Source organism: Pinisolibacter aquiterrae, assembly GCF_019160155.1.
Lineage (GTDB): Bacteria > Pseudomonadota > Alphaproteobacteria > Rhizobiales > Ancalomicrobiaceae > Pinisolibacter > Pinisolibacter aquiterrae.
Window position 1 is genome coordinate 31,503 of record NZ_JAFNIH010000005.1, and the last position, 11,337, is coordinate 42,839.

The window sequence follows — 11,337 nt, forward strand, 5'->3', positions numbered from 1 at the left end:
CGACGGTGGGCCGGTCAGGCGGCCCGCCGCGCGGGTATCCCGTGTCCGATCGCGCGGGCCAGGATCGCCTCGGCGTCGCCGCCCGTCCCCTCGCGCCGCCGCCACGCGACGATCTGGTCCGGCCGGATCAGCGCGAGATCCGTCTCGTAGAGATCGTGCGCCTCGGGGTCGGCACAGTCGACGACCGTCAACGGCAGACCCAGGCGATGGGCCGCCGCCACGAAGGCCTCGCCGCCGGGCGGGTTGGGGCCGAGCCGCAACAGCGTCCAGTCGAAGCCGAACGCATCGTAGAGCGAACGTTCCTCGTCGAGCCAGACGTGCGGCGCACGGCCGCCGGGCCGGCCCGAGGGGGCGTAGGCGGTGGGCGAATCGGGTGGCAGCGGCGTCGTCTCCGGCGCGACGATCGGTGAGCCGTCGTAGCGCGCGCCGAGCGTGAAGCCGGGGATGTCGAACTCGGCGCGGGCATGGCCGAGGAGATAGGCGCCGGCGCGTCGGCGCGCCGCCTCGCCGGCCGGCCCCTCGTCCTCGATCGCCGGGCTCGGCCGATAGAGACCGATCGATTCGGCGAAGCGGCGCGCGAAGCCGGTGTTGCGCAGGCCGATCGGCCGCCGCTCGACCTCGTAGGTGTCGAGAAGGGCGACCGGCGCGCCGTGACGCACCACCGCGGCGAGTTTCCAGCCGAGATTGACGGCGTCCTCGATGGCGGTGTTGTAGCCCATGCCGCCGGTCGGGGTGAAGAGATGGACCGCGTCGCCGCCGAGGAAGACGCGGCCCTGCCGATAGCGATCGGCGACCAGCATGCGCCCGGCGATCCAGGCGTCGCGCGAGAGGATCTCGACCGGGATCTCCCGCCCCATGCATTCGTGAAAGAGCGAGACCGCCTCCGCGTCGCTCATGCCTTCCGCCGTCTCGCCGGGACGGAGCTGAGTGTGGAAGGCGAATTCGCCCTTGCCGTCGACGGCGCCCATCACGGCGCGGCGCTGGTTGTTGAAGGCCCAATATTGCCAGGCCGGGCGGTGGGGGCAGGCCTCGTAGAAATTCGGCGCGCGGACATAGACGGCGAGCATACTGCCGCCCATGAAGTCGCGTTCGGCCGCGCCCTCACCCTCGTAGGCGAAGCCGAGACGGCGGCGCACGAAGCTGTGCGGGCCGTCGGCGCCGACCATGTAGAGCGCGGAGATCCGGCGGATCGTCCCGCCGTCGACCGTCTCGACCTCGGCCTCGACGCCGGTCGCGGTCTCCTCGAAGCCGACGAGGCGGTGGCCGTAGCGGATCGACACCGACGGCAGGGCGTCGGCGTGGCGGCGCATCACCGCCTCGACGAATTTCTGCGACACCCGATGGGCCGGCTCGGCGGCGCTGAAGGAGCGGTCGCGGCGGCGGGCGGCGCGCGCGGCCTCGGTCGAGCCGGGCATCTCGTGACGCGCCAGTTCATGGGTCGCGAAACGGGTGAAATAGGCGACGTCGGTCGGGTGGTCGCCGGGCAGGCCCTGGGCGCGGATCTCCTCGACGAAGCCGAGCCGCCGGAAGTGCTCCATGGTGCGAGCCTGGGTGGCGTTGGCCTGCGGGTTGAAGGCGGTGGTCGGCTTCCGATCCACCAGGATCACGGCGACGCCGCGCCGGCCGAGCTCGTTCGCCAGCATCAGGCCGCAGGGCCCGCCGCCGACGACGAGGACTTCGGTCTTCTCTTCGATCATCACAGGAGGCGCTCCCGGCGAGAGGTCGTCGTTCAGGCGTCGAGTTCGGAATTGTCGATCAGCCAGGGCGGCGGCGCCGGTCCCCAGATGTAGAAACTGTCCTCGGGCGGATTGTCCTCGGCCTGCCAGTCGAAGTTCGCCGGGATGTAGTCGATGTCGGCGGAGTACTCGCAGAGGCTCCCCCAGGGATCGCGAACGTAGTGGAAATAGTTCGACCCGAGGACGTGGCGGCCGAGGCCCCATCCCTCGTGGTAGCCGCGATCGGCCATGTGCATGGCGCCGAGGCCGATGTCGTGGATCGAGCCGACGTCCCAACTGAGGTGATGCAGGCCCGGTCCGGCCGACTTGGCGAGCGCCAGCATGTGATGGTCGGAGCCGTGGATGCCGTGCATGAAGGCGACGCCCTCGCCGGAGCGATCGGACAGGCGCAGGCCCAGGACCCGCTCGTAGAAGGCGATCGAGCCGAGGACGTCGGAGGTGAAGATCAGGATGTGCGACAGCCGGCGCGGGTGGACCCGGGGGGCGTTGCGCCGCGATTCGGCGCCCTGCCGCCCGGCCGTGACGCTCGGCGCCGCGAAGGCCGACTTCTCGTCCGGCGAGGACTTGCCGGCGACGCGGATCTCCATCGCCATTCCGTCGGGATTGCGGAACCACAGGCCGTCCGACGTCTCGCCCGGCGGCGGATCGATCCGCTTCACGCCGATCGTCTCGAGACGGCGGCGGAAGCCGTCGAAGTCGTGCTCCCAGACGCCGAAGGAGAGATGGGCGAGACGTTTCCTCGACCCCTCGACCACTTCGCCCCAGCGATGATCGTGGCCGAAGGTGTGGAGGGCGAGCCCGCCCGCCTCGGCCCGGACGTCGAGGCCGAAGGCGGAATAGAAACGCCCGGCGACGCCGAGGTCGGGAACCGCCAGACGGAACCCGTCGATCGAATGCACCCCCAATTCGCCCGGGCGCTCGGGCGCGACGAATCGTCCGCGGATCTCGGTCACATCGGCCTCCCTGATCATCGGCCCGTCGTGCGGGCTTCTCTCACGCCGGCTTCGCCGGTCGGATTCCGTCCCGGGCCTCTCCGCGCCCGGGCGTGGGCGTCAGGCGCCCTCGTCGACGACGGGGTTGACCAGCACGCCGATGCCCTCGATCTCGACCTCGCAGACGTCGCCGGCCTTCATCCACAGCGGCGGCTTGCGCGCCGCGCCGACGCCGGAGGGCGTCCCCGTCACGACGACGTCGCCCGGTTCGAGCGTGATGCCCTCGCTGACGATCGCGATCAGCGCGGCGACGTCGAAGATCAACTGGTCGGTGGTGGCGTGCTGGACCACCGCGCCGTTGAGCCGCGTCTCGATCGTGAGCCCGCGCGCGCCGGCCGGCAGTTCGTCGGCGGTGACGACGAGCGGCCCGAAGGCGCCGGTGCCGTCGAAGTTCTTGCCCATCGTCCACTGCGGCGCCTTGAGCTGATAGTCGCGCACCGAGACGTCGTTGAAGATCGACCAGCCGAAGACGTGGTCGAGCGCGGTCTCGCGCGGAATGTGGCGGCCACCCTTGCCGATGATCGCCACCAGTTCGCCCTCGTAGTCGAACTGCTCGGAGACCCGGGGCCGGACGACCGGCGCGCCGTGACCGACGAGCGAGGTCGAGAACCGCGCGAAGAGGGTCGGATAATCGGGCTGCTTGAAACCGCTCTCGGCGGTGTGGTCGGCGTAGTTCAGACCGACGCAGAGGATCTTGCCGGGGCGCGCCAGGGGCGGCAGCCACTCGACCGCGGCCGGATCGATCGGCGCGCCGGCGCGAAGGGCGGCGGCGGCCGCGTCCAGCGCCTCGGCGTCGAGCCCGATCAGGGCCGCGACACCGCCGGGGTAGCCGGCATCGCTCTCGCGCAGTCCGCGATGAACGCCGTTCGCATCGACGATCGCCATGCCGCGCCCGGCCGCGTCCCGGAATTCTCCCACTCGCATCGTTCGTTTCCTCGTCTTGGATCGCGTCTCGTTCTCATACGCAATTTACCGAGCATTCCGATGATCGACAGTCGACAGATTGATCGGATTGATACCAAATCGGTATCATTCGAGCCCCGCCACCGGAGCCCTCCCATGAAGCTCACCCAGCTCCGCGACATCGCCGCCATCGCCGAACTCGGCAGCGTGCGCGCCGCCGCCCGCCATCTCGGTCTGGCGCAGCCGGCGTTGACCCGCAGCGTCCACGAACTGGAGCACGAATTGGGCGCCGCGCTCTTCGAGCGCCACGCGCGCGGGGTCGTGCCGACGGTCATGGGGGAGGCTCTCGTCCGGCGCGCCCAGGCCATTCTCGCCGACGTCGATCGGGCGCGGGAGGAGGCGGAACAGTTGCGGGGCGGGACGGGCGGCAGCGTGGTCGCGGGCCTGTCGGTCGCCGCCCACATGGCGCTGCTGCCGCGGGCGCTGCCGCGCTTTCGCGCGCGCTATCCCGACGTGCGCCTCAGTCTGGTCGAGGGGTTCTTTCCCGCGCACGAGCCGGAGCTGAAGACCGGCCGCATGGATTTCTGGGTCGGACCGATGCCGGAACGCGGCGTCGGCAAGGATCTCGTCGTCGAAAAGCTCTTCGACAACACCCGCGCCGTGGTCGGGCGCACCGGCCATCCGCTCGCGGGGGCGACCTCGCTCGCCGAACTCGCGGGCGCGGAATGGGTGACGACGTCGATCACCCACCGGGCGGCGGAGGAACTCGGGGTTCTCTTCGCCGCGCACGGACTGCCGCCGCCGCGTCTCGTCATGCAGACGCGCTCGGCGCTCAGCATGATCATGGCGATCACCTGCTCGGACGCACTCGGGATGCTGCCGATCCAGTTCCCCGATTTCGCCGTGACGTCGGGCATGCTGACGCACATTCCGATCCGCGAGGTTCTGCCGGCGCCGACCATCGTCATGGTGCGTCGCTCCGGCCTGACGCTGACGCCGGCGGCGCAGTGGTTCGCCGATTGTTGTCTGGCGACGATCCGATCGGCGGTGAGCCCGGTCGAGGGCGGCGGGGCGGTCTGACGCCCCGAGCCTCAGCGCAGGCGATCGACGACGGCGGCGAGCAGCACGCGCCGCGCCGGTTCGACGGGCAGGAAATGCGTCGCTCCCGCCACTTCGACGTATCGCATGTCGGGGTGGCCCGCGAGCGCGGCGAGGAGGCCGCGCACCGTCCGGGGCGGCGTCTCCACGTCGGCATCGCCGACCACGACCGTGACCGGGGTCGTCAGGCGGGCGGGATCCCAGACGGGGATGCCCGACGACCAGTTCCGCGCGATTTCCACCAGGGACCCGTTCGGGGATTCGTGGGCGCCGGAGGCCGGATCGGCGAGGGCGGCGCGAAAGGTCTCCACCCATCCGTCCGCGATCAGCGCCGCGCGCGTCGGCGGCGGCAGGGTGGCGGTCCACCGCTCCACCAGCGCGTCGGGGCGCACCACGCGATAGGCCTCGTCCAGCACCGAGGGATCGCGCAGCAGCGGCGAGGGCGTGTCGCGCAGCCACTGCGGGGCGACCAGGACGAGGCGGTCGAGATCGGCGGCGTTCTCGACCGCGTAGCGACCGGCCACCGTCGCGCCCCAGGACCACCCGACGAGATGGACGCGTGCGGCGCCGGTCACCCGCCGCAGGTGGTCGATCGCCCGGCGGACGTCCTCGGTCGCGTCCTTGGTGAAGGTGACCGGCCCGCCGTCGCGCGGCGGCCGATACGAGCGGCCGAAGCCGCGAAAATCGAGGCACCAGGCGTCGAACCCGGCCGCCGCCGCCAGATCGAGCATCGAGGCGCCGTCGAGACGGGTCGCGAAGGCGACGCTCGCCGGCACGGTCGAGCCGTGGAGGAAGAGGAGCGGCGGCCCCTCCCCTCGGACCCGGACCAGATGCAGCGTGTCGCCGGCCGACCCGGTCGCCGCCGGGACGTCGTGCCGCTCGGGATCGGCCGACCGCACGCTCATGCCTCGACGCCCGCGTCGAAGGCGAAGCCGACGGTCTTCAGCTTGTCGACGATGTCCTCGCCGAAGCTCGCCTTCATCGTCTCGGCGACACTCGGCGCGTAGGCGACGCGATCCTTCTGCTCCTCGCTCGCCGGCTGGATGATGACCAGGAGCCGGCCGACCTCGTCGCCGACGTTGTGGAAGCGGCGGGCGACGCCCGGCGGCACCGAGATGAAGTCGAGCGGCTCGAGCGTCACCCGATGTTGCTCCTCGTCGCCCCAGATGATGTCGAAGCGGCTCGACAGGCAGAAGAAGTTCTCCACGGTCTGCTCGTGGACGTGCAGGCCGGGGCCGTTGTCGGGAGGGCATTCCGCGATGTTGACGACGCAACCGCGCACGCTCTCGATCGGCGCGTTCCGGCTGCGCCCCTCGTAGTCGGTCGGCACCATGAGGGTGTAGACGCGGTGGGCGGTGAGCCGTTGGAACGCCGCCTCGGGCACGCCGATCGACTCGGCATAGTCGCGGCCGTAGGGCTTCAGATCGCCGAAACGGGCGATCCGCCGGCTCATCTCCTCGGGCGTCGGCGTGTTGGTCTTCATCGGTCGGGCTCCCTGTTCGTGGTTCGAGGGAGCATCCCGTCTTCGGCGCCCGCCGACCAATACCGAATGCTCGCGGATGCCATTCCTCTCTGTTATGACTTCGAGGGGACGACGCGGGCGACGTCCGTCTCTCCGGCGATCGGAGGCCGAAGGCGAGACGGGGTGAAAAACCGTCGGAGATGACCGCCTACGGTCGATCGGACCGCAGCGGACGGCGAAACGGTCGCGGAGGACGATCGCCGTCACGAGCCTTCCGCCTCATGCCGGACGGTGATCGCGTCGGATGAGGCCCGCCCGCCCAGGGAGGCGTTCATGGATTTGAGGAAACTCGCCCATTTCCACGAGGTGGCGACCGCCGGCAGTTTCGGGCGCGCCTCCGAGAGGTTGCGGACGGCACAGCCGGCGCTGAGCAAGAGCGTGCAGGCGCTGGAGCGATCGCTCGGCGTGACGCTGCTCGTCCGCCATTCCAAGGGCGTCGACGTGACCGAGGCGGGGGCGATGCTGCTGCGCCATGCCGGCGACATTCTCGCACTCTGCCGCGTCGTCGAGGCGGAGGTGCGCGAACAGGCGAGCGAGCCGGCCGCCGACATCGCCGTCGGGGTTCCACCGACGCTCGCCCCCTGCCTCTACGGCGATCTCTGCGCCGAGGTCGCCGCCGTCCATCCGCGCGTGCGGCTCGCCCTGCACGAGGGGGTCGGCCACGAACTCTGGGACGATCTCCACGCCGAGCGGCTCGACCTCGCCGTGATCGGCTCGACGGTCGGCTCCGACCGGATCGTGACCGATCTCGTCGGCCACGAGAGCGTCCATCTGATCGCGCCGGGCGGAACCGGGCTTCCCGCCGAGATCGACCGTCTCGAGGATCTCCTCGGCCGTCCGCTGGTCGTCACCACCCGGGCGACGAGCGGCCGATCGTGGTTCGAGGAGGTGACGCGTCGATCGGGTCTCGTCTTCGACGTCCGTTGGCGCGTCGAGAGCCCGCAGGTCGCGCTCGATCTCGTCGCCCGAGGCCTCGGCTCGGCGGTGATGCCGGCGTCCGGCGTCGGCAAGGCGACCGGGCGCGGCGCCGTCGAGGTCGCCCGCGTCGTCGGCCTGCGCCTGCCGCGCGTCCTCGCCTCGGCCAAGGGGCGCTGGGCGCACCCCTCGGTCTCCTTCGTGCGCAACACGCTGCGGCGCCTGCTCGTCCGCCTGCTCTGAGATCAGGCGTGGATGAACTGGCCGCCGTTGACGTCGAGGGTGACGCCGGTGATCCAGGCCGCCATATCGGAGGCGAGGAAGAGGCAGGCGTTGGCGATGTCCTCCGGCCGGCCGACCCGGCGCAGCGGAAAGCTCTTCGCCGCCTCGTGCTTGTTCTCGTCCGGATTGGCGCCGCGCGAGAAGTCGGTGAGCGTCAGGCCGGGGGCGACCGCGTTGGCGCGGATGCCGTCCGGGCCCAGTTCGCGCGCCATCGCCCGCATCAGCCCGAGCACGCCGGCCTTGGCGGCGCAATAGTGCGGCCCGCCGAAGACGCCGCCGCCCTGGAGCGCCGACAGCGAGGCGACGCAGACGATCGAAGCGCCGGCATCGTGCGGCATGTGGGGGATGACGAGTTGCGACATCCGCAGCGTCGCGCCGAGCGAGACGTCGGTGACGAGGTCGTAGTCCTCGGCGGTGACGTCGAGCAGGCGGCGGCGTTGGGTGAGGCCGGCGTTGTTGACGAGGCAATCGATCCGCCCCCAGCGCTCGACCACCCGCGCCACAGCCGCCGCCGAGGCGTCGCGATCGCGCAGGTCGCAGGGGATGCCGAGGGTCTCGCCGCCGATCTCGGCGACGGTCCTCTCGAGCTCCTCGGTCTCGAGATCGAGGATCGCGACCTTGGCGCCATGGTCGTGGAAGAGTCGGGCGGTGGCGCGGCCGATGCCGCGACGGCGGGCCCCGCCGGTGACGATAGAGATCTTGCCTTGCAACAGGGGCGTCATGAATCTTCCTCGAAAACGGGTGACGGAGGCCGGCGCCGGCGAGGCGGCGGCGGCGCGGAGACAGGGAGCGCGGGGCGCGGCGGCGGCCGGTGCGTCAGCCGTCGCCCGCGGCGGAAGGGTCGAGCCGGCGCACGGACTCCCGCTCGATCAGACGGCAATCGATGGTGGTGATCCGGCCCTCGTCACTCTCCCGGCCGAGAATGCGGGCGAAGAGCGCGTCGACGGCGCTCGCGCCGAGCGCGCGGAAGTTCCAGGAGACCGCCGTCAGGGGGGGATCGAGCGACCGCGTCAGCTCGTTGTCGCCGATCGCCACCAGCGACAGGTCGCGGGGAAGCTCGATCCCGCGCATGCGCACGAAGCGCAGTACCCCGGCGAGGACGTCGCCGCCGAGCGTCACCACCGCCGTCGGCGGCGCCTCGGCGGTGAGGAGATCATAGGCGGCGTCGTAGCCGGCATTCTCGTTCACCTCGACGCAGCGGACCAGCGCCAGATTGTCTTCGGCGCCCTCGGCGCGGCAGATCTCCTCGAAGGCGCGCATGCGCTCGCGTGACTGCAGGCTGGAGCCGTCCGGCGTGACGAGCCCGATCCGGCGATGGCCGGCGGCGAGCAGATATCCGATCGCCTCGCGCAGACCCTTGCCGTGGTCGACCCGCACCGTCGTCGTGTCGGCGCGGGCGCGGTCGATCTGGACCAGGGGGAAGCCGAGCCGACCGAGCAACGCCTCGACCTCGGGCCGGTCCTCGAACCCGCCGACGAGGATCAGCCCCTCGACGTCCCAGCGCATCGCCGTCTCGATCGAGCGGACCTCGCGGTCGACCACGTGTCCGGTGTTCATGACGATGATCGAATAGCCGCGGGCTCGGACGGCGTCCTTCACCGCGTCGACCACCTGGGCGTAGAGCCGGTTGGAGACGTCGGGGACGATGCAGCCGATGGTTCGCGAGCCCTGGCCGCGCAACGACTGCGCCGCGAGGCTCGGCACGTAGCGCAACTCGGCGATCGCCGCGCGCACGCGTTCGGCGATCGCCGGGGCCACGGTGTCGGCGCCCTTGAGGACACGCGACACGGTGCCGACCGCGACGCCGGCCTTTTCGGCGACGTGGCGGATGGTCACGCGGGCGCGGGGACGGGTGGGGGAGGACAAGGGCGTCGTCGTCCGATCTCGGGGTGGGAGGGGAAGGAGGTCGAATGCCCGGTGGGAAGCCGGACCGGAGAGGATGGGGCGGGAGGCCGGCGGGCCTCCCGAACCCTCTCACTTCGCCCAGGACTTGATCAACCGGACGTCACCGCCGACGACGCGGGCGAAGCCGAACACCGTGGGGCCGCGATGTTCGCCGGGCTTGTAGGTCACCGGCGGGATCAGCTGCGGATCGTAGGTGCCGAGGCTCTCGAGCGCGGTCATCAGCTTCTCGCGGGTCGGTTCGCCCTCGATCCTCGAAAGCGCGGTGACGAAGAGATGCGCGCCCGACATGCCGATGAAGGCCCAATAGTCGGGCGGCGTCGACGGCGCGAATTCGGCGAGCGCGGCGACGCCGGTCTTCACCACCGGCGTGTCCATGGTGCGGACCGCCGAATAGAGATTGACGTACATGCCGTCGAGCGCGTCGCCGCCGAGGTCGCGGGTGATCTTGTCGGCCATCAGCTGCGGGGCGAGGAAACTGGTCTTCCAGCCGACCTTCTTGGCCTCGCGCAGGAACAGCGCCCCCGGCTTCGGCACGACCGCCATCACCACCGCGTCCGGTTGCGCCTTCGAGAGCGCGGCGACCTGACCGGAGAAGTCGACGTCGCTCGGCAGATAGGTCGCGGTGGCGACGATCTCGAGCCCCTTCTCGGTCGCGTAGCTCTTCACGCCGCCGAGCAGCTCGGCGCCGTACTGGTCGTCCTGGTAGAACACCGCGATCCTCTTCGCCCCGAGTTCCTCGTGGGCGAAGGCGGCGAGCGAGATGCCGTGCGACGAGCCGAGCGGCGAGATCGGGAAGACGATCCGTTCGGTCGGCGTGTTGATGCTCGGATGGCTGCCGAGCGGGCCGATCAGCGGCACGCCGCGCGAGACGAGATAGGGGATGGCGGCGAGATTGTTGGAGGTGCCGAGCGTGCCGACGATGGCGAAGACGCCGTCGCGGTCGACGAGCTTCTTGGCCGCCGCCACCGCCTGCTGGGGATTGTAGTTGTCGTTCTCGACGGTGAGGCGGATCATCCGGCCCTTCACGCCGCCGTTCTTGTTGACCCACTTGATGTAGGACTCCAACCCGTCGCGATACTGGTTGGCGCCGGCCGACAGACCTCCCTGGAGCGGCAGGAACGAGCCGATGTGGATCTCCTCGGCCGAAACGCCGGGATCGGCGGCGAAGGTCGGCGTGGCGAGACCCACGGCCAACAGGCCGGCGGTGAACACTCTCCGGTCGAACATGGACTTCCTCCTCAGATCGTTCGGTTTCGTCTTCTTCTTTTCAGTGCATGCCGAGATAGGCCGAGACGATGTCCTCGCGGGCGCCCATCTCGGCCGCGCTTCCGGAGAGGACGATCCGTCCTCTCTCCATCACGTGGGCGAAGTCGGCGCGGGCCAGCGCCTTCTTCGCGTTCTGCTCGACGACGACGATGGTGATGCCTCGGCCGCGGATCTCGGCGATCAGGGCCATGATCTCCTCGATGAAGAGGGGCGCGAGGCCGAGCGTCGGCTCGTCCAGGAGAAGCAGGTCCGGCGCCGCCATCAGGGCGCGGCCGACGGCGACCATCTGTTGCTCGCCGCCGGAGAGCGTGCCGGCGGACTGGTTCAGCCGTTCGCGCAGACGCGGGAAGAGATCGAGGATCTCCTCGCGGTCGCGGCGCATCGCGGCGCGGTCGCGGCGGCGGAAGCCGCCGATCGCGAGGTTCTCCGCGACCGTCAGATCGGCGAAGAGGCGGCGCCCCTCCGGCGACATGGCGATGCCGCGCGTGACGATCTCGTCCGGGCGGCGACCACGGATGTCCTCGCCCTTGAAGCGGATGCGGCCGCCGACGGTGCCCTCGCTCACCCCCAACAGGGCATGGAGCAGCGACGACTTGCCGGCCCCGTTCGCCCCGAGCACGGCGAGAACGGCGCCCTGGTCGAGGGCGAAGGAGACGCCGTCGACCGCGCGGATGCCGCCGTAGTCGACGGTGAGATCCTCGACTTCGAGCAACATGGT

The 11,337-nt window shown here is 70.8% G+C and carries 11 protein-coding genes; 2 read left to right on the forward strand and 9 right to left on the reverse strand.

Going from position 1 to position 11,337, the window contains the following annotated elements:
* Positions 1–14 precede the first annotated feature (14 nt).
* From J3S89_RS01265 to J3S89_RS01275, 3 genes are all read right to left on the reverse strand, one after another.
* Positions 15–1,697, reverse strand: coding sequence for an FAD-dependent oxidoreductase (locus tag J3S89_RS01265; RefSeq protein ID WP_217925661.1), 1,683 nt, complete (start codon positions 1,695–1,697; stop codon positions 15–17).
* 32 nt (positions 1,698–1,729) lie between these two features.
* Complete coding sequence (locus J3S89_RS01270; protein WP_230489120.1) at positions 1,730–2,689, reverse strand: VOC family protein; 960 nt, start codon at positions 2,687–2,689, stop codon at positions 1,730–1,732.
* A 99-nt stretch (positions 2,690–2,788) separates the two neighbouring features.
* Positions 2,789–3,652 (reverse strand): fumarylacetoacetate hydrolase family protein, encoded by an 864-nt coding sequence (locus J3S89_RS01275; RefSeq protein WP_217925663.1) that lies wholly within the window; start codon positions 3,650–3,652, stop codon positions 2,789–2,791.
* 135 nt (positions 3,653–3,787) lie between these two features.
* Here J3S89_RS01275 and J3S89_RS01280 point away from each other — a divergent pair, with 135 nt between their 5' ends.
* On the forward strand, positions 3,788–4,711 hold the full coding sequence (locus J3S89_RS01280; protein ID WP_217925664.1) for a LysR family transcriptional regulator: 924 nt from the start codon (positions 3,788–3,790) through the stop codon (positions 4,709–4,711).
* 11 nt (positions 4,712–4,722) lie between these two features.
* On the opposite strand, the gene J3S89_RS01285 is transcribed toward J3S89_RS01280, so the two are convergent.
* Together J3S89_RS01285 and J3S89_RS01290 are read right to left on the reverse strand one after the other, a co-directional pair.
* Entirely contained in the window at positions 4,723–5,634 is a 912-nt protein-coding gene (locus tag J3S89_RS01285; RefSeq protein WP_217925665.1) for an alpha/beta fold hydrolase, read from the reverse strand.
* Positions 5,631–6,212, reverse strand: coding sequence for a cupin domain-containing protein (locus J3S89_RS01290; RefSeq protein ID WP_217925666.1), 582 nt, complete (start codon positions 6,210–6,212; stop codon positions 5,631–5,633). Before J3S89_RS01290 ends, J3S89_RS01285 begins: the two co-directional genes overlap by 4 nt.
* Before the next feature lie 312 nt (positions 6,213–6,524).
* Here J3S89_RS01290 and J3S89_RS01295 point away from each other — a divergent pair, with 312 nt between their 5' ends.
* Entirely contained in the window at positions 6,525–7,409 is an 885-nt protein-coding gene (locus tag J3S89_RS01295; RefSeq protein WP_217925667.1) for a LysR family transcriptional regulator, read from the forward strand.
* Positions 7,410–7,411: 2 nt separating this feature from the next.
* Here J3S89_RS01295 and J3S89_RS01300 read toward each other — a convergent pair whose 3' ends face one another.
* From J3S89_RS01300 to J3S89_RS01315, 4 genes are all read right to left on the reverse strand, one after another.
* On the reverse strand, positions 7,412–8,170 hold the full coding sequence (locus J3S89_RS01300; protein WP_217925668.1) for an SDR family NAD(P)-dependent oxidoreductase: 759 nt from the start codon (positions 8,168–8,170) through the stop codon (positions 7,412–7,414).
* Positions 8,171–8,264: 94 nt separating this feature from the next.
* The gene (locus J3S89_RS01305; RefSeq protein WP_217925669.1) at positions 8,265–9,314 is read right to left on the reverse strand and encodes a LacI family DNA-binding transcriptional regulator; all 1,050 of its coding nucleotides are present in this window, start codon (positions 9,312–9,314) and stop codon (positions 8,265–8,267) included.
* 108 nt (positions 9,315–9,422) lie between these two features.
* Positions 9,423–10,580, reverse strand: coding sequence for an ABC transporter substrate-binding protein (locus J3S89_RS01310; protein WP_217925670.1), 1,158 nt, complete (start codon positions 10,578–10,580; stop codon positions 9,423–9,425).
* 40 nt (positions 10,581–10,620) lie between these two features.
* Positions 10,621–11,334, reverse strand: coding sequence for an ABC transporter ATP-binding protein (locus J3S89_RS01315; RefSeq protein ID WP_217925671.1), 714 nt, complete (start codon positions 11,332–11,334; stop codon positions 10,621–10,623).
* Between the last annotated feature and the right edge of the window lie 3 nt (positions 11,335–11,337).